The sequence below is a fragment of the Streptomyces sp. RGM 3693 genome, from assembly GCF_050471125.1.
Taxonomy (GTDB): Bacteria; Actinomycetota; Actinomycetes; order Streptomycetales; family Streptomycetaceae; genus Streptomyces.
On sequence record NZ_JBMPPQ010000001.1, the window covers coordinates 447,118 to 465,372 of the forward strand.

Genomic DNA, 18,255 nt, shown 5'->3' on the forward strand with positions numbered 1-18,255 from the left:
CCGGGCGCGGGGGGGCGCCGGCCCGACCTGCCGGAACGCGTGAACAACCGGCCGGTCCGGCCGGGAATGATCTGGGCCGGTGCCGCTGTTGTGCCATGCGTAGACATGGAGCACAGCCAGCGCACACGAGGAATGGGAGTCCGCCGCATGGGAATCGCTTGCCCGGCTCGACCGGCCGCCGACCTGCAGTGGCCGCAGATGCAGGTGACGCAGTCAGCCCTGGCTGGAGCGGCGGCGGCACCGGATCGTCGTCTATTCTCCGAATCGAGAGGGCCCGTGGCGCAGGCAGCCGCGGGAAGGGCCACGGTGTTGGAGGAGGTGGGTCCGGTCACCGGAACCGACGAAGGGACCGACGGCCCGGCTGCGGAGCAGACCGTGGGCCGGACGGAGAGCGACGCCGAGCGCAATGCGCGCTTCGAGCGGGACGCCCTCGTCTTCCTCGACCAGATGTACTCCGCCGCCCTGCGCATGACGCGCAACCCGGCCGACGCGGAGGACCTGGTGCAGGAGACGTACGCCAAGGCGTACGCGTCCTTCCACCAGTTCCGGGAGGGCACCAACCTCAAGGCGTGGCTGTACCGCATCCTCACCAACACCTTCATCAACTCCTACCGCAAGAAGCAGCGTGAGCCGCAGCGCAGCGCCGCCGACGAGATCGAGGACTGGCAGCTCGCGCGCGCCGAGTCCCACATGTCGACGGGTCTGCGCTCCGCCGAGTCGCAGGCGCTCGACCACCTTCCCGACTCGGACGTGAAGGCCGCGCTCCAGGCGATCCCCGAGGAATTCCGGATCGCCGTCTATCTCGCGGATGTCGAGGGCTTTGCGTACAAGGAGATCGCGGACATCATGGGGACACCCATCGGCACGGTGATGTCCCGTCTCCACCGCGGCCGGCGCCAACTCCGCGGCATGCTGGAGGATTACGCCCGTGAGCGCGGGCTGGTTCCGGCGGGCGCGTCTGCCCAGTCGGAGTCCGCGCAGGCGCCGGAGTCGCACGACCGGAAAGGCTCAGGATCATGAGCTGCGGAGAGCCGCACGAGAAGGACTGCTCAGAGGTCCTTGACCACCTTTACGAGTATCTCGACCGAGAGATGCCGGCCGGGGAGTGCGCCGACTTCCAGGTCCATCTCGACGAGTGCTCGCCGTGCCTGGAGAAGTACGGTCTGGAGCAGGCCGTCAAGAAGCTCGTCAAGCGCTGCTGCGGGCATGACGACGTCCCCACGGACCTGCGGTCCAAGGTCATGGGCCGGATCGACCTGATCCGGGCCGGGGAGACGGTGCCCGAGGTGAGCGTCCTGGACCAGGCCCGGCACGAACAGGCCGAGCGGGAGCGCGCGGCGGACGCCCGGGGCGCCGCCGGAGCGCCCTCGAAGGCCGACGCGGCCGGTAACGGCGCGCACGCCGAGTAAGGCCGCCCTGTGCGGGCCCGGTCCCGCACCGGTTCGCCCTGCCCGGCCGACCCGCCCGCGCGCCGAACAGGCGCGCGCCCCCTTCACCCCTGGGAGTGAGGGGCAGGACGATCCGTCCCACCCGATCCGTCGATGCGCCCCCTCGGGCGCCGCGGCCCCTCTATTCTCGCCGGACCCCTGCGGTGCATGGCCATCCGCTGTGGCGGGGGTGCGTCGGGCACGGTGAGGAGGGCGCGATGCGGGAACTTCCGACGGCCGCGCGGGTGTACATCGGCTGCGCCGCCCTGGCTGCGGCGCTCTGCGCGGCCCCCGCGGTACGGCTCGGCGCCGCCGCCCCATGGACCGGCGCGCTGGCCCTCGGTGCCCTATACGGCCTGTGCGAACGGATCCGCCGCTGCCCGCTGACCGACGGCCCGGCGCGGCACGCCACCGGTCCCGACGCTTCGCCCGGAACGTTTCCTCCGGGCTGGGCCACCCCCGTCGTCCTCGCCGGATCCTTCCTGCTGCCGCCGCCGCTGGCCGTCCTGGTCGCCGTCCCCGGCGGCCTGCTCGCCCCGGCCGCGCACCCCTGGCCGGCCGCCCGCCGCCTCTGGCACACCGCCGAACTCGCCCTGGCCGCCTGGGCGGCCGCCCACGTCTTCCGGGCCGCCGGCCCCGTCGCCCCGGCCGCGGCCCCCCTCCCCGAGCTGCTGCTGCCCGCGCTGGCCGCCGCCGGCACCTTCTGCGCCGTGCTCATCGTGCTCGGCGGCGGGGTGCTGGTCCTCGCCGAGCGGCACCCGCTGCGGACCGCCTGGCGCGGCCCGGCGGCCCGGTTGCCGGTCCCGCACCTCGTCCACGGGCTGACCGGGCTGATGATGGCGGTGCTCTGGCACAGCGCCTACGGGCCGCCCGCGGCGCTGCTGGTGCTGCTGCCGGTGCACCTCTCCTGCTGGGCGTTCGCGCAGTACCAGCGGGAACGCGCCGCCCACCAGGCCACCGTCCGGGCCCTGGTCCAGGCCGTCGACATCAAGGACCGCTACACCCGCGGGCACAGTGAGCGGGTCGGGCGGGCGTCGGTGCTGATCGCCCGGGAGCTGGGCATGGCCGAGGACCGGTTGGAGGTGCTGCGGTTCGCCGGGATCCTGCACGACGTCGGCAAACTCGGCGTCCCCACCCGACTGTTGCGCAAGGACGGGCCGCTGACCCCGGAGGAGCGGCGGATCATCGAGCTACACCCCGAGTACGGGCACGAGATCGTCCGCGGCATCGGCTTCCTGGGCGAGGCGCGGGCGGCGATCCTGCACCACCACGAGCGGGTGGACGGCAGTGGCTACCCCTACGGGCTGACGGAACATCAGATTCCGGAGTGTGCGCGGGTGGTGGCGGTCGCCGACGCCTTCGACGCGATGACCTCCACCCGTTCCTACCGCCGGGCCCGCCCGGTCCCCGCAGCGGTCGCCGAACTCCGCCGGTGCGCCGGGACGCAGTTCGACCCGCGGATGGTACGGGCGCTGGCCGCCGCCCTCGACAAGCACGGCTGGCGGCCGGAGCAGGTGACCGCGGGGGAGGAGCGGGCGCCCGACCCGGCCCCGGCGGGGCGCGGCGCGGCCCCTCCGGTCCGGGCCCACCGGCCGGGCGCTGGCCGCGGCGCCGCCCGATGAGCCGCCGCACGGCCGTCTGGGTGCACGGGCCGGCCGCCGCGCTGGCCTGCTGGGGCCTGGGCTACACCCTGTGGCACGGCATCACCGCGCCGCGCACCGCGCTGGCCTTCGGGGTGCTGATCGCGGCGGGCGAGGCGGTGCGCCGGGTCCCCGCCCACCCGGTCGGCCCCGCGTCCGGCCTTCCCCACGCGCTCAACTCCGGGGCGGCCCGCGTCCCGTCGATGCGCCGTCCCCCGACGCCGTCCGGCGGGTCCCCGCGGGCGTCATCGGCGTTGCCGGGCCTGCGGGAGGGTGCCCCGCTCGGGGCGGCCGGCGCGCTCGGCTACGCGCTGCTCGGCGAGGCGGGCGGCCGGCCGGCCGCGCACGGGGTGCCGCAGACCGTGGCGGTGGTGGTGGCGGCCGGGCTGGTGGGGCTCGTCCCCTATCTGGTGCGCGGCGGGGGGCCGGTGCTGGACCCGTTCGCCCGCCGGGTGCTGACCGTCGGGTTCGCCGCCACCTGCTGCCAACCCCTCTACGGCGCCGGGGCGTTGCCCGCCTGGGTCGCGGCCGGTCCGGTCCGCCCGCTCTTCCTGGCCGTGCTGCTGGCGCTGACCGCCCTCTGCGACGCGGTGCTGGCGGCCGCACTGGCCCGGGCTCGGACCGGCTGGCCGTACGGGCCGCTGCTGCGCGACGAGTTGCGGGCGCTGCCCGGCATCGGCACCGCCATCTGCGCCACCGGCGTGGTCATCGCGCTGGCCGTCGCGGTCGCCGGGCTGTGGGCGCTGCCGGTGTTCTGTCTGCCGCTGCTGCTGACCCAGATCGCCTTCCGCCGGTACGCGGGGGTCCGCGCCACCTATCGTCAGACCATCGCCTCGCTGGCCCGTGCCACCGAGATCGCCGGCTGCACCCCGCCCGGCCACGCCCGCCGGGTGGCCGGACTCAGCCGCGCGGTGGGGCGGGAACTCGGCCTCGGAGGGCCGGACTTGGACGTCCTCGAACACGCCGCCCTGATGCACGACATCGGCCAGCTGTCGCTCGTCGACCCGGTGCCGGACGGCGCCACCGCCCCGCTGCCGCCCGCCGAGCAGCGCCGGATCGCCCTGCTGGGCGGCGCCGTGGCCCGGCAGACCGGGGCCCCGCCGGAGGTCGCGGTGATCGTCGAGCGGCAGGCCGATCCGTACCGGGAGCAGCCGGTCACCGCCCGTATCGTCCGCACCGTCAACGCCTACGACGACCTTGTGGCGGGCGCCGCCGGGCCCGCGGGGCGGCTGCGCGCCCTGGAACGGCTGCGGCTGGCCACCGCCCGGGACCACGAGCCGCGGGTGGTCGAGGCGCTCGCCCGGGTCCTGGGGCGCGGCGACCGGGCGGGCTGAGCCCTGGTGCGTCGGGGCGCGGAACCGGTTCGCACGCCCCCGGCGGGGGCCTCGCACACCCCTGTCGCACAGTGTTCCCGGCCCGTCCACCGACCGGGAACCCATGGGTAATGAGCGCCCCGCGAGATGGGCATGGTTGGATGCGAAGGGAGCCCCCTGAAGGGGGGTTCAGGGGGTCGGCGCAGGGCATGAGCCGCACGGGGGGCGCAGCACACCAGGCTGAGCCCGACGGCAATCTGTGGCAGGTTGTCGAGTGGGCCCCCAGAAGGCCCCGGGTAACCGCCCGGGACACCTCCGGAGCGGCACAAGAGCAACCAGCAGGCGGGAATCGTGAGGATCTTCGGCAAGGTACGGCACCGGCCCTCCGCCTCGTGGCGGCAGGCGACCGACCGCGCTTTCACGCTGATCGGCGACGGCCGTTACGAGGACGCGGGGGCGCTGCTGACCCGCGCGGCGGACATGGAGCCGTGGCTGTCGGAGTCCTGGTTCAACCTCGCGCTGCTGCACAAGTTCCGGCACGACTGGGAGCAGGCCCGGGCCGCCGGACTGCGCGCGGTGGCGCTGCTGGACCGCGAGACCGGGGCGCCCGACTGGTGGAACGTGGGCATCGCCGCCACCGCCCTCCAGGACTGGCCGCTGGCCCGCCGCGCCTGGCAGGCGTACGGCCTGAAGGTCCCCAGTGAGGGTTCGCCGTCCGGGGAGCCGCTGGGGATGGCGCTGGGCAGTGCCGCGGTGCGGCTCTCGCCCGAGGGCGAGGCCGAGGTGGTCTGGGGCCGGCGGCTGGACCCGGCCCGGATCGAGGTGCTCTCCATCCCGCTGCCGTCCTCCGGGCGGCGCTGGGGCGAGGTGGTGCTGCACGACGGCGTCCCGCACGGCGAGCGGACCACCACCGGGGCCGCCGGCGAGACCCGGACGTTCCCGGTCTTCGACGAGATCGAGCTGTGGGCGCCCTCCCCGGTACCCACCTGGGTGGTGCTCCTGGAGGCCGCCACCGAGGCCGACCGGGACGCGCTGGAGCAGCTGGCGGCCGACGCCGGCTTCGCCGCCGAGGACTGGTCGTCGTCCGTGCGGCTGCTGTGCCGCACCTGCTCCGAGAGCCGGATGCCCAGCGACGAGGGCGACGGCGAGCACCTGGACCCGCACGACCACAGCGAACCAGGCCACCCCGGGCCGCTGGGCCACCGCACCGCCGGCTCCGGCTCGCTGTGGGCCCCGGAGCGCGAGTGCGGCATCGCGGCGCCCGCGGCCCTGGTGCGCGGGCTGCTGGACGGTTGGGTCGCGGACAGCCCGGACACCCGGGAATGGCGCGATCTTGAAGAGGTCTGCTGAGCGGACGACCGCGTCCCCGTAGGCTGTAGGGCGTTCCCCCAGGGTTTTGCAGGAAGGCGTACGGCGGAGATGGCCCAGCAGGACAGTGATCAGCAGGAGAGCGTCGAATTCATCGACGACGTCACGGACGCCAAGGAGCGCGAGGCGGCCCACCGGGAGCGCGGCACCTCCCGTCCGATCACCGTGGTCGGCAATCCGGTCCTCCACAAGGAGTGCAAGGACGTCACCGCGTTCGACGACGAGCTGGCGCAGCTGATCGACGACATGTTCGCCAGCCAGCGCACCGCCGAGGGCGTCGGCCTGGCCGCCAACCAGATCGGCGTGGACCTCAAGGTCTTCGTCTACGACTGCCTGGACGACGAGGGCGTCCGGCACGTCGGGGCGGTCTGCAACCCCGTCCTGGACGAGCTGCCCGCCGGGCGCCGGGTGCTGGACGACTCCAACGAGGGCTGCCTTTCCGTGCCCGGCGCGTACGCCGAGCTGGCCCGTCCCGACTACGCGGTGGTCCGCGGCCAGAACGCCAAGGGCGAGCCGATCGTGGTGGCGGGCACCGGCTACTTCGCGCGCTGCCTCCAGCACGAGACCGACCACCTCTACGGCTACCTCTACATCGACCGGCTCTCCAAGCGCGACCGCAAGGACGCGCTGAAGCAGATGGCCGAGCGGGAGCCCCGCTACCCCGTCGTCGCCAACGACTGACGCGACGGCCGAGCGGGGCTCCGGCCCTGTACGGCCCTACGTGACGTTCTGATAGGCGGCCCAGACCTGGGGCGGGAGCGAGGTGCCCAGCCCGGTGTCGGGGCCGCCGACGCCGTTCAGGGGCAGCAGCTGGGGCGCGCCCGGCTTGTTCCGGAAGAGGGTGATCGCGGTGGTGGGCTCGGCGCCGTCCCCGGCACCGGGCGCGCGGTCGGCACGGACACCGGAGCCGGCGGCCGGATCCGGACGCACCCTCGCGGCCAGGTCGGCGGCGCCGCCCGGCGGCGGGGTGGCGACGAACCACGCCGACTTCATCCGGTCCCCGGGCTCGGTGGCCGCGGCGGCGGGCGGCTGCATCCTCGTCTTGGTGCCGCCCGGCGGCAGACTGCGCCAGCCCAGCCCCGCCAGCATGTTGGTCACCACCTGTGCGACCGCCGGGGTGACCACCTGCTGCGGTTCGGCGCGCTCGAAGCCGGCCACCGCCTTGCCCTGGTAGGTCATCTTCGAGACGGCGTACGGCTCGGCGTGCCGCCCGCCGTTGGCGAAGGTGCTGTACGCGCTGGCCATCCGGACGGCGCTGGGCGCCGAGGTGCCCAGCGGGAAGGTCTGCTCCAGCTGCGCCAGGCTCTCCTTGCGCAGCCCCAGGCTGAGCGTCAGGTCCCGGATCCGCTCCAGTCCGAGCTTCTTCCCGGCCTGCACGAACGGGACGTTCGAGCCCTGCATCAAGGCGCTGAGCAGCGCATCGGACTGACTGGGGCTGTCCACCGGGCGCGGCTGGTCGCCGTACTGCTCGGCCTCCTGCTGGAGGGCGGTGGCCAGTACGAACGGCTTGAAGGCGGAGCCGGCCGGGACCGCGGTGGTGTCGGCGTTGTTGCTGAAGTGCCGGGTGGCGTCCGCACCGCCGTAGAGCGCGAGGATCGCGCCGTCCGTGGGACGCACCGAGGCCGCACCGAATTCCACGAAGGTGTCCGAGGGGCGATGCTTCGAATCGAGCTTCTGCTTGCGGACGTCGGCGACGGCGTTTTCCAGGCGGTGGGTGCGCTGTTTGTCGAACGTGGTGTGAATGCGGTAGCCGCCGCGGGCCAGGTCCTTGTCGGTCAGGCCGGTGGCGCTCTTCACGAACTTGTTGGCGATGTCGATGAGATAGCCGATCTGGCCGGCCTGGCTGGTGGGTTTGGTCACCGGGCGCGGCTCGGGGAATTCACGGTACTGCGCCCGCTCTTCCTTGCTCATCGCGCCGGTGGCGACCAGCCGGTCGAGGATCCACTTCCAACGGGACACCGCCCGGGCGTGGTTGGCCTTGCTCAGCCCCGGGTCGTACTGCTCGGAGCCCTTCAGGAGGGCGGCCAGCAAGGCGCCCTGGCTGGGATTGAGGTCCTTGGCGTCGATGCCGTAATAGGCGTGCGCGGCGGCCTGGATGCCGTTCGAACCGCGGCCGAACCAGCTGGTGTTGAGATAGCCCCGAAGAATATCCGCCTTGGATTTCCGGTTGTTGACCTTCAGCGAGATGATGAATTCCTTCACCTTGCGGGTCGCGGTCTGATCCGGCGAGAGATAGGTGTTCTTCACGTACTGCTGGGTGATGGTCGAACCGCCTTGGGTGTCCCCGCCGGAGACCATGTTCACCGCGGCCCGGGCGATGCCCGTGAGCGAGACCCCGTGATCCTCGTAGAAGGTGGCGTTCTCCGCTGCTATCACCGCGTTCTGGACGTGCTTGGGCACCTTGTCGAGGGTGACGTTCTGGCGGTTGACGGCGCCGACGCTGACCATCTGGCTGCCGTCCGCCCAGTAGTAGACGGTGGCCTCGCGGGCGGCGAGCGCGTTCTCGTTGGGGATGTCGATCTTCGCGTAGACAAACGCGAACAGCCCCGCCAGGCAGGCCAGGACGAAGGTGCACGTGCCCAGCCACAGGCGCCACGACGGCAGCCAACGACGCACCCCCTTCCGGCCCAGGCGGGGATAGTCGATGTATCGGCGACTTTTCTTCCTGCCCTCCATATCTGCGTAGATGCGGAAGCACAGGTTCGGGTTGCCGCTCCGGCCGCCCGCTAATCGAACGCTCACAATCGGCAGGCAGCCGGACGGCAGGTGGGACGGCGGGTCGGACGACCGGGATCAGAAGTCGTCGTCGAACGAGACCGAGCCCTCGACGGCGACCTGGTAGGCCGAGGCGCGCCGCTCGAAGAAGTTGGTCAGCTCCTGGACGTTCTGCAGCTCCATGAAGGAGAACGGGTTCTCCGAGCCGAAGACGGCCGGGAAGCCCAGCCGGCGCAGCCGCTGGTCGGCGACGCACTGGAGGTACTCGCGCATCGACGCGGTGTTCATCCCGGGCAGGCCGTCACCGCACAGGTCGTGGGCGAACTGCAGCTCGGCCTCCACGGCCTCCTTGAGCATGTCGACGACCTGCTGCTGGAGTGCGTCGTCGAAGAGCTCGGGCTCCTCCTGGCGGACGGTGTCCACCACAGAGAAGGCGAACTCCATGTGCATCGACTCGTCCCGGAAGACCCAGTTGGTGCCGGTGGCCAGACCGTGCAGCAGGCCACGCGACCGGAACCAGTAGACGTACGCGAACGCGCCGTAGAAGAACAGGCCCTCGATGCAGGCCGCGAAGCAGATGAGGTTGAGCAGGAAGCGGCGGCGGTCGGCCTTGGTCGTGAGCTGGTCGATCTCCTCGACGTGGTCCATCCACCGGAAGCAGAACTGGGCCTTCTCCCGGATGGACGGGATGCTCTCCACCGCGTCGAAGGCGGCGGCACGGTCGTCCGGATCGGGCAGGTAGGTGTCCAGCAGCGTCAGGTAGAACTGGACGTGCACCGCCTCCTCGAAGAGCTGACGGCTCAAGTAGAGCCGCGCCTCGGGGGAGTTGATGTGCTTGTAGAGGGTCAGCACCAGGTTGTTGGAGACGATCGAGTCGCCGGTGGCGAAGAAGGCCACCAGACGGCCGATGAGGTGCTGCTCACCGGGGGAGAGCTTGGCGAGGTCGGCGACGTCGGAGTGCAGGTCGACCTCCTCCACCGTCCAGGTGTTCTTGATCGCGTCCCGGTACCGGTCGTAGAAGTCCGGGTAGCGCATGGGGCGCAGGGTCAGCTCGAAGCCGGGGTCGAGGAGGTTCTTGGTACGGCCGGGGCGGTCGCCGGCGGCAGTGTTCTCGGGCGCGGTGGTCATTACTGGCAGGCCTCGCAGGACTCGGGGTTCTCCAGGGAGCAGGCGACCGCGTCGGGGTCGGCCACCGGCAGCTGGGCGGGGGCGGATGCGGCGCGGGCCGACTGGGCGATCCGGGTCGCCGGCCGGGAGCGCAGGTAGTACGTGGTCTTGATGCCGCGCTTCCAGGCGTACGCGTACATCGAGCTGAGCTTCCCGATGGTCGGCGACGCCATGAAGAGGTTGAGCGACTGGCTCTGGTCCAGGTACGGCGTGCGGTCCGCGGCCATGTCGATCAGGGCCCGCTGGGGGATCTCCCAGGCGGTGCGGTAGCGGTGCCGGACGTCCGCGGGGATCCAGGCCAGCTCCGCAACGGAGCCGTTGGCCTCCCGGAGCGCGTCCCTGGTCCGCGCGTCCCACAGGCCCAACTCCTTGAGCTCCTCGATCAGATACGTGTTGACCTGGAGGAACTCTCCGGACAGCGTCTCGCGCTTGAAGAGGTTGGAGACCTGCGGCTCGATGCACTCGTAGACGCCGGCGATGGAGGCGATGGTGGCGGTCGGCGCGATGGCCAGCAGGAGCGAGTTGCGCATCCCGGACGTGGCGATCCGGGTGCGCAGCGCCGCCCAGCGGTCCGCCCAGCGCGGTTCGGCGTTCGGGTAGTGGTCCGGGTGCAGCACGCCGCGGGCCGTACGGGTCGCGGACCAGGCCGGGTGCGGGCCGTGCCGTTCGGCGAGGTCGGCGGATGCCTCGTAGGCGGCGAGCATGATCCGCTCGGAAATACGGGTCGAGAGCTCCCGCGCCTCGGCCGAGTCGAACGGCAGCCGCAGCCGGAAGAACACGTCCTGGAGGCCCATCAGGCCCAGACCGACCGGCCGCCAGCGGGAGTTGGAGGCGCCGGCCTGCTCGGTCGGGTAGAAGTTGATGTCCACGACCCGGTCGAGGAAGGTCACGGCGGTGCGGACGGTGGCGTCCAGCCGCTCCCAGTCCAGCTCGCCGTCCTCGCCCAGATGCGCGGCCAGGTTGACCGACCCGAGGTTGCAGACGGCGGTCTCCCCGTCGTCGGTCACCTCCAGGATCTCCGTGCACAGGTTGGAGGAGTGCACGACCCGGCCGGGCTCGGCGGTCTGGTTGGCGGTGCGGTTGGCGGCGTCCTTGAACGTCATCCAGCCGTTGCCGGTCTGCGCCAGGGTGCGCATCATCCGGGAGTACAGCACCCGGGCCGGGACCTGCTTACGGGCCTTGCCCGCGGCCTCCGCCGCCCGGTAGGCGGCGTCGAACTCCGCGCCCCACAGGTCGACCAGCTCGGGCACGTCGGACGGGGAGAACAGCGACCAGTCCGCGTCCGCCTCCACCCGGCGCATGAACTCGTCCGGGATCCAGTGCGCGATGTTGAGGTTGTGGGTCCGGCGGGCCTCCTCGCCGGTGTTGTCCCGCAGCTCCAGGAACTCCTCGATGTCGGCGTGCCAGGACTCCAGGTAGACACAGGCCGCGCCCTTGCGGCGGCCGCCCTGGTTGACCGCGGCCACCGAGGCGTCCAGGGTGCGCAGGAACGGCACAATGCCGTTGGAGTGCCCGTTGGTGCCGCGGATCAGCGAACCGCGGGCGCGGATCCGGGAGTACGAGAGGCCGATGCCGCCGGCGTGCTTGGAGAGCCGGGCCACCTGGTGGTAGCGGTCGTAGATCGAGTCCAGCTCGTCCAGCGGGGAGTCCAGCAGGTAGCAGGAGGACATCTGCGGGTGCCGGGTGCCGGAGTTGAAGAGCGTGGGGGAGGACGGCAGGTAGGAGAGCGTGCTGGTCAGCCGGTACAGCTCGGCGACGTCCGCGAGCGCCCGCGCGCCGTTGTCCTCGGCGAGGCCGCAGGCCACCCGCAGCAGGAAGTGCTGGGGCGTCTCGATCACCTGGCGGGTGGTGGGGTGCCGCAGCAGGTAGCGCGAATGGAGGGTGCGCAGCCCGAAGTACCCGAACCGGTCGTCGGCGCCGGCCGCCAGCGCCTCGCGCACCAGCGCGTCTAGCCGCGCCGCGTGGGTGCGGACGAACTCCGCGGTGGCGTCCGCGATCAGCCCCTCCTGGTGGCCGACCGCGATCGAGGCCGAGAAGGAGGTGGCGCCCTGGCCGGCGGCCTCCTCGGCGATGGCGCGGGTCAGCAGGCGCGCGGCGAGCTTGGAGTACTGCGGCTCGTCGGCGATCAGGCCGGCCGCGGCCTCGGTCGCCAGCGAGCGCAGTTCCGCCGCGTCGGACCCGGGGTGCCGGCCGCGCAGCGCGGCGGCGGCCACCTTGCCGGGATCGGTCGCGGTCAGGTCCGCGGTCAACTCGGTCAGCGTCCGCAGCAGGGCGACGCCCGGGCCGTCTTCGTACGCGCCAGGCGCGGCCACGACGGGCTGCACGACCTCGGCGTCTGACGCGGGCTCCGTTGGCGCGATGGTCACCTGATGCTCTCCCTCACTCGGCGGGGGCCGGGAGGGACAGTGGTGCGACGGGAGCCGCGCGGGCAGGGCCGCACCCCGCGGCGAACCGGGGGTGCGCGGGCCGGCCGCGCGGCGTCCATCGGCCCATCCCTCGGGGCCCGGACGTATCGACGCCGCACCGATGGCGGTGCGGACGTACCGTCGGCAGGTCCTCGGACTAGGGAGCGCACCGCCGGGTCCGTACCGTTGGGAAACGGCCGGTGGACTGCGCTCTCACACCGTTGCGGGACAGTTCCGGATTCGCACCGGATTCCCCTGCGGCGACAGCGAGGAAGAGCATACATCTTGTGTCGCTCCCCGCACGCACCCCCACATCTTGTGTCGTTGCCGCATAGCATTCCCCCAGGCATACGAAGGGCCGGGCCGCCCGGGCTCCCTTTGAACGCCGCCGCAAAGCCTTCGGAACGCCCCCGGAAGGCGGCTCAGACCAGCTCGCGGGCGAACGCCCACAGGGTGATGCCGGGCACCGGATCCCAGTCCCGCTCCGCCGCCCGCGCGAACCCCAGCCGCCCGTAGAGCCGGTGCGCCGGCAGCAGGTGCTGATGGCTCGACAGCACCATCCGGCGCAGCCTCAGCGCCCGCGCCCGCGCCAGACAGGCCCGCACCAGCGCCTCACCGATGCCCCGTCCGCGCCCCGCGGGCCGCACCGCCAACATCCGGAACTCGCCCTCGCCGGGCCCGGCCAGATCCGCGTACGGACTCCCGTGCGTCGCGAACGTCACCGCCCCCAGCACCGCCCCGTCCGCCCCGTCCGAGGCCACCAACACCTCGGCGTGCTCCGCCCGGTGCGCCACCTCCCGCAGCACCGCCGCGTACGGATCGTCCACCCCGCCGGACAGCAGCCCGTCGCTCAGATACACCTCCACCACCAACTCGCCGACCGTGTCGAACTCCGCCTGGCGTATGGGCCTGATCGTGATGTCCATGGGGGCCAGTGTGGCGACGACCGCCCGACAGCACGGCCGAGGTGGCGAATGGTGATCAACGCGTGACTGTCAGTGGGCTCGACTACCGTCGGTCTTACGTTCCCTGCTCGCTCCGACAGCAAGGAGAAGGCGCCATGACCGCGCTCGCCGACCCGCCGCACATCACTGTTCCCGAGCACTTCGAAGAGGCCGCCCGGATACTCGCCCGCCTGGAAGAGGGCGCGCGGTTGGAACTCATCGACGGGAAGGTCAGGAGCAAGCCCATGCCGGACGGGGACCACGGGCGGATCATTCAGTGGCTCACGCGTATCTGCATGCAGCACCGGCCCGAGCTTTGGCTCGACCCTTCCCAAGGTATCAAGGTGCAGTCGTACCGGAGTGGCCGCGCCCGGCCGGACGGCACGCTCGCCCCCATGGACGCCTTTGTCGGCCAGGGCGAATGGGTCGACCCTGACCCCGTCCTGATGGTCGTCGAGGTGACGTCGTACGACTCCGACACCGAGCAAAGTGACAGGGTTGAGAAGCCCAGGGCCTACGCCGAAACGGGCATTCCGCTCTACCTGTTGATCGACCGGAAGTCGTGCCAGGTGTCGCTCTACAGCGAGCCCGACGGCCAGCGCTATGAGGACGTGCACACCGTTCCGTTCGGCAAGTCCCTTCCCCTTCCGGACCCGGTGGGCATCGCGCTCGACACTGCGCCGCTGAAGGATTGGGTCCACTGACCGGCCCGGTTGCCGCGTCGCGCACGAAAGGGCCGCCGCGTCCCTGACGAACGCGACGGCCCTCCGCCGTAGTTGACGACGCTCAGTGCCCCGCCGCCGCCTCCGCCGTGGCGGGCGGCAGGTCGGCGGTGACGCCCGCGTCGCCGACGTCGGCGGTGTAGTCCGAGGGGACCGTCTCGTCGGTGCCCTCAGGGGCCTTGAGGGCCCTCAGGACGAACGTCAGGACGACCGTCACCACGACGTTCAGGACGAAGGCGGTGAGACCGATGTAGCCGATCTGGCCGATGCCGGGGATCTCCGCGCTGGAGCCGCCGAAGTGCTTCTGGGTCGGGCTGGCCACCCCGTACGCGGCGAGGGTGCCGTAGACCATGCCGATCGCCCAGCCGGCCAGCAGCGCCCAGCGGTGGAACCAGCGGGTGAAGAGGCCGCCGACCAGCGCCGGCATGGTCTGCAGGATCCAGATGCCGCCCAGCAGCTGGAAGTTGATGGCGACGGTCTTGTCCATGGTGAGGACGAAGGCCAGTGCGCCGACCTTGACCAGGAGGGAGACCAGCTTGGCGACCTTGTGCTCCTGCTCGGGCGTGGCGCTGGGCTTCAGGAAGTCCTTGTAGACGTTCCGAGTGAAGAGGTTGGCGGCGGCGATCGACATGATCGCCGCGGGCACCAGCGCGCCGATGCCGATCGCGGCGAACGCCACCCCCGCGAACCAGCTGGGGAACATGTCCTCGAAGAGCTGCGGGATCGCCAGCTGCGCATTGCCGTGGGTGTCCGTGCCAGCCTTGATCGCCATGAAGCCGAGCAGCGCGAGCAGGCCCAGCATCAGGGAGTAGAGCGGCAGGATCGTGGTGTTGCGGCGGATGACGTTGCGGCTGCGCGAGGAGAGCGTCGCCGTGATCGAGTGCGGGTACATGAACAGCGCCAGCGCCGAGCCGAGCGCGAGCGTGGCGTACGCCCACTGCGCGTTGGGGCCGCTGGCCAGTTCACCGCGCGGTTTGCCGGTCGGCCCGTGCACGGCGAGCGTCTGCTTGGCCGTGTGGAAGATCTCGCCGAAGCCGCCCAGCTTGATCGGGATGTAGATGATCGCCACCGCGATGACGAGGTAGATCAGCCCGTCCTTGACGAACGCGATCAGCGCGGGCGCCCGCAGGCCCGAGGAGTAGGTGTACGCGGCCAGCACGGCGAACGCGATCAGCAGCGGCAGGTCCTTGACGAACCAGTTGGCGTGCTCGCCGCCGCCGACGCCCAGCACGTCCAGGACGGCCTGGATGCCGACCAGTTGGAGCGCGATGTACGGCATCGTGGCGAGTAGTCCGGTGAGCGCCACCGCCAACGACAGGCCCTTGGAACCGAAGCGGCCGCGGACGAAGTCGGAGGTGGTGACGTAGCCGTGCCGGTGCGACACCGACCACAGCCGGGGCAGGAAGGTGAAGATCAGCGGGTAGACAAGGATGGTGTACGGGACGGCGAAGAAGCCGGACGCGCCCGCCGTGTAGATCGCCGCCGGGACGGCCACGAAGGTGTACGCGGTGTAGAGGTCGCCACCGAGCAGGAACCACGTCACCCAGGTGCCGAAGCTGCGCCCGCCCAGGCCCCATTCGTCGAGGCTGTCGGACTGCTCGGCCTTGCGCCAGCGCGCGGCCAGGAAGCCCATGACCGTGACGGCGAGGAAGAAGAAGATGAAGACGGCGAGCGCCACGCCGTTGACGCCCTGGGAGGCGGCGGCGAGTGTCGTGACCGGGTTCGTCATCAGGCCGCACCGCCCTTGTGGGCGCGCTGCTCACGCTGGACCAGCTTGTAGGCCACCATCGTCAGCACCGTCGAGATCAGCACCCACGCCATCTGGTACCAGTAGAAGAACGGGATCCCGATCAGCGTCGGCTCGATCCTGGCGTACGAACTCACCCACAGCATCGCGATGAACGGGGCGACCAGACACAGTCCGGCCACCACCCGGGTGGGTGTGACGACCGGTCTGCGGTCCGGTGGTGCGGCTTTCTCGGCCATGACCGTGGCTCCCGTCCCTGGTGAACTCCTAGGTAATCGGCTGGAAATCTAAGCCAGGGTCGTGGCGCGCGTCACTAGCTGTCCGCATATCGGTACGAGGCGGTTACCGAGGGGGAGTTGACCCGAGGTGGGGTCGGGGCCGGGCCTCGTGGGGTGGCGCGCCGGCGGCGGTCCGTCCGGAATCCGGCCGGCCGGCCGACCGGGCGGACCCGGGTGACGGGCGCGGGCTGCCAGGGCCCGCCCGGTGGGTCAGGCTCGGACAGGCCCTAGTCCGTCGGGCGCTGGAGGCGGGCGACGAACTTGTAGCGGTCGCCGCGGTAGACCGAGCGCACCCACTCCACCGGCTGCCCCTGGGCGTCCAGCGAGTGCCGGGAGAGCATCAGCATCGGCAGGCCGACGTCGGTGCCCAGCAGACCGGCCTCGCGCGGGGTGGCCAGCGAGGTCTCGATGGTCTCCTCGGCCTCCGCCAGCCGGACGTCGTAGACCTCGGCCAGCGCGGTGTACAGGGAGGTGTACTTGACGAGGTTGCGGCGGAGCGCCGGGAACCGCTTGGCCGAAAGGTGGGTGGTCTCGATGGCCATCGGCTCGCCGCTGGCCAGCCGCAGCCGCTCGATGCGCAGCACCCGGCCGCCGGGGGTGATGTCCAGCAGCCCGGCCAGCCGGTCGTCGGCGGTGACGTAGCCGATGTCCAGCAGTTGGGAGGTCGGTTCCAGACCCTGGGCCCGCATGTCCTCCGTGTAGGAGGTCAGTTGCAGCGCCTGGGAGACCTTGGGCTTGGCGACGAAGGTGCCCTTGCCTTGGATGCGCTCCAGGCGGCCCTCGACGACGAGTTCCTGGAGGGCCTGACGGACCGTGGTGCGGGAGGTGTCGAACTCGGCGGCGAGGGTGCGCTCGGGCGGTACCGGGGTGCCCGGCGGCAGGGTCTCGGTGATCTCCAGCAAATGCCGCTTGAGGCGGTAGTACTTGGGCACCCGGGCGGTTCGCGCGCCACTGCCGCCGGTCTCGGCGCTGCCCGCCTCGGTGTCCATGACCCGCCTCTCCGATGCCTGTCGTGCTGCCGTCACCGGCTCCTCCGTACGTAGCGGCTCACATCGTGGCACGGACGGGGTGCCCATGCGCCCACGCGGGTCCCGGCCCGCCAGATGTCGGTCCGGTAACGGACCTGACAGCGACTCTTATACACCCTTGACACCCCTAAAGGTCTAGGCCAAGCTGCGGGAACTGGTCTAAACCATTAAAGCCACACCCGTCCTTGAGGGGGAGAGCGCGATGAAGCGTGGGCTCATAGCGGCGACCGCGGTCGCGGGAATGCTGGTGAGTGTCGCTGCCTGTGGGTCGAGCGGCGGAAACAATGCGGGTGCCGACGGCTTCAAGGGCCAGAAGCTGACCGTATGGGTGATGTCCGGGTCCAATCCGGAGCAATGGACCAAGCAGGTCTCCGACCAATTCAAGAAGAAGACCGGCGCCACGGTCGAATTCAAGGTCCAGCAGTGGAACGGCATTCAGCAGAAGCTGAGCACCGCCCTTTCGGAGGACACTCCGCCGGACGTCGTCGAGATCGGCAACACCCAGACCGCCGCCTACGCCAAGGCCGGTGCCCTGGTCGACCTCGGCGACCTGAAGAAGGAGATCGGCGCCGACTGGAACGACGCCTTCAACAAGGCCGCGATGGCGGACGGGAAGCAGTACGCGCTGCCGTGGTTCGCCGGCAACCGCGTGGTCATGTACAACAAGAAGATCTGGGCCCAGGCCGGGATCACCAAGAACCCCACCACGCGCGCCGAGCTGTTCCACGACTTCGACACCATCAAGCAGAAGACCAACGCCGAGCCGCTCTACCTGCCCGGCCAGAACTGGTACTTCCTCGACGGCCTGACCATCGGCACCGGTGCGCAACTGGTGAAGAAGGAAGGCGGCAAATGGGTCTCCAATTTCGCTGACCCCAAGGTCGCCAAGGCGATGGACATCTACAAGCAGTACCAGGCGTTCAGTACCGCCCCCAAGAACAAGGACGAGGCCACCCCGCAGCAGGCCGAAATCTTCGCCAAGGGGAAGACCGGCGCCCTCATTGCCATGGGCTATGAAGCCGCCACCGCCATCAAGGCCAACCCGAAGATCAAGGACGACATCGGATTCTTCACCATTCCGGGGGAGACCGCCGCCAAGCCCGAGGGCGTCTTCCTCGGCGGCTCCAACTTCGCGGTCGCCGGAATGAGTAAGAACCAGGAACTCGCCAAGGAATTCCTCAAGGTCGCCCTCTCCAAGGACAACGACGCCCAAATGGTCAAGGAATCCGGCTGGACCCCCAAGTCCCCGGCCCTGGCCGGCGCCGCCAAGGACAACCCGGCCGCCGCGGCCGCCGCCCCGGCCGCCGAGAAGTCCGGCGGCACCACCCCGCTGATCCCCCAGTGGGCCGCGGTCGAGAACGTGCCGAACCCGATCAAGAACTACATGACCGCGGTCCTGAACGGTAAGGCCCCGACCGACGCCGCCAAGGACATCGAGTCCGAGATCAACGCCCGACTCGCCAAGGAATAGCCGGCCACCGGACGCGTACGGGCCGGGCGG

General features: G+C 71.2%; 15 protein-coding genes and 1 riboswitch. Of the genes, 8 read left to right on the forward strand and 7 right to left on the reverse strand.

Going from position 1 to position 18,255, the window contains the following annotated elements; all coding sequences use genetic code 11:
• The first annotated feature begins 318 nt into the window (after positions 1-318).
• The 6 genes from ACO0M4_RS02060 (at position 319) to def (ending at position 6,429) form a co-directional block, all read left to right on the forward strand.
• Positions 319-1,020 carry a sigma-70 family RNA polymerase sigma factor gene (locus ACO0M4_RS02060; protein WP_430371192.1) on the forward strand — a complete coding sequence of 234 codons (702 nt, stop codon included), beginning with the start codon at positions 319-321 and terminating at the stop codon, positions 1,018-1,020.
• A complete protein-coding gene (rsrA, locus tag ACO0M4_RS02065) occupies positions 1,017-1,409 on the forward strand; it encodes a mycothiol system anti-sigma-R factor (protein ID WP_430367781.1) in 393 nt (130 codons plus the stop codon). The genes ACO0M4_RS02060 and rsrA overlap by 4 nt, the downstream gene beginning before the upstream one ends.
• Positions 1,410-1,645: 236 nt before the next feature.
• Positions 1,646-3,049 (forward strand): HD-GYP domain-containing protein, encoded by a 1,404-nt coding sequence (locus tag ACO0M4_RS02070; protein ID WP_430367782.1) that lies wholly within the window; start codon positions 1,646-1,648, stop codon positions 3,047-3,049.
• Positions 3,046-4,401 (forward strand): HD-GYP domain-containing protein, encoded by a 1,356-nt coding sequence (locus ACO0M4_RS02075; protein WP_430367783.1) that lies wholly within the window; start codon positions 3,046-3,048, stop codon positions 4,399-4,401. The genes ACO0M4_RS02070 and ACO0M4_RS02075 overlap by 4 nt, the downstream gene beginning before the upstream one ends.
• 330 nt (positions 4,402-4,731) lie before the next feature.
• Entirely contained in the window at positions 4,732-5,730 is a 999-nt protein-coding gene (locus ACO0M4_RS02080; RefSeq protein ID WP_430367784.1) for a tetratricopeptide repeat protein, read from the forward strand.
• Between the two features lie 69 nt (positions 5,731-5,799).
• Positions 5,800-6,429 carry a peptide deformylase gene (def, locus tag ACO0M4_RS02085; protein WP_430367785.1) on the forward strand — a complete coding sequence of 210 codons (630 nt, stop codon included), beginning with the start codon at positions 5,800-5,802 and terminating at the stop codon, positions 6,427-6,429.
• A gap of 36 nt (positions 6,430-6,465) precedes the next feature.
• Here def and ACO0M4_RS02090 read toward each other — a convergent pair whose 3' ends face one another.
• The 4 genes from ACO0M4_RS02090 to ACO0M4_RS02105 all read right to left on the reverse strand — a co-directional run bounded on the left by ACO0M4_RS02090 (position 6,466) and on the right by ACO0M4_RS02105 (position 12,961).
• Positions 6,466-8,424: a transglycosylase domain-containing protein gene (locus ACO0M4_RS02090; protein ID WP_430367786.1), complete on the reverse strand. Its 1,959-nt coding sequence runs from the start codon at positions 8,422-8,424 to the stop codon at positions 6,466-6,468.
• A gap of 117 nt (positions 8,425-8,541) precedes the next feature.
• On the reverse strand, positions 8,542-9,591 hold the full coding sequence (locus tag ACO0M4_RS02095) for a ribonucleotide-diphosphate reductase subunit beta (protein WP_430367787.1): 1,050 nt from the start codon (positions 9,589-9,591) through the stop codon (positions 8,542-8,544).
• Entirely contained in the window at positions 9,591-11,996 is a 2,406-nt protein-coding gene (locus ACO0M4_RS02100; protein ID WP_430367788.1) for a ribonucleoside-diphosphate reductase subunit alpha, read from the reverse strand. The genes ACO0M4_RS02095 and ACO0M4_RS02100 overlap by 1 nt, the downstream gene beginning before the upstream one ends.
• A 165-nt stretch (positions 11,997-12,161) precedes the next feature.
• Positions 12,162-12,315, reverse strand: a riboswitch (cobalamin riboswitch).
• Positions 12,316-12,457: 142 nt separating this feature from the next.
• A complete protein-coding gene (locus tag ACO0M4_RS02105) occupies positions 12,458-12,961 on the reverse strand; it encodes a GNAT family N-acetyltransferase (RefSeq protein ID WP_430367789.1) in 504 nt (167 codons plus the stop codon).
• A gap of 134 nt (positions 12,962-13,095) precedes the next feature.
• On the opposite strand from ACO0M4_RS02105, the gene ACO0M4_RS02110 reads away from it, so the two are divergent.
• Positions 13,096-13,683: a Uma2 family endonuclease gene (locus ACO0M4_RS02110; RefSeq protein WP_430367790.1), complete on the forward strand. Its 588-nt coding sequence runs from the start codon at positions 13,096-13,098 to the stop codon at positions 13,681-13,683.
• Positions 13,684-13,765: 82 nt separating this feature from the next.
• Here the strand turns inward: ACO0M4_RS02110 and mctP are convergent, their stop codons facing one another.
• The 3 genes from mctP to ACO0M4_RS02125 all read right to left on the reverse strand — a co-directional run bounded on the left by mctP (position 13,766) and on the right by ACO0M4_RS02125 (position 16,715).
• Complete coding sequence (gene mctP, locus ACO0M4_RS02115) at positions 13,766-15,430, reverse strand: monocarboxylate uptake permease MctP (protein WP_430367791.1); 1,665 nt, start codon at positions 15,428-15,430, stop codon at positions 13,766-13,768.
• Entirely contained in the window at positions 15,430-15,687 is a 258-nt protein-coding gene (locus ACO0M4_RS02120) for a DUF3311 domain-containing protein (RefSeq protein ID WP_430367792.1), read from the reverse strand. Before ACO0M4_RS02120 ends, mctP begins: the two co-directional genes overlap by 1 nt.
• Positions 15,688-15,953: 266 nt before the next feature.
• Complete coding sequence (locus tag ACO0M4_RS02125) at positions 15,954-16,715, reverse strand: GntR family transcriptional regulator (protein WP_390014948.1); 762 nt, start codon at positions 16,713-16,715, stop codon at positions 15,954-15,956.
• Positions 16,716-16,956: 241 nt separating this feature from the next.
• On the opposite strand from ACO0M4_RS02125, the gene ACO0M4_RS02130 reads away from it, so the two are divergent.
• On the forward strand, positions 16,957-18,225 hold the full coding sequence (locus ACO0M4_RS02130) for an extracellular solute-binding protein (RefSeq protein WP_430367793.1): 1,269 nt from the start codon (positions 16,957-16,959) through the stop codon (positions 18,223-18,225).
• Positions 18,226-18,255: the final 30 nt, after the last annotated feature.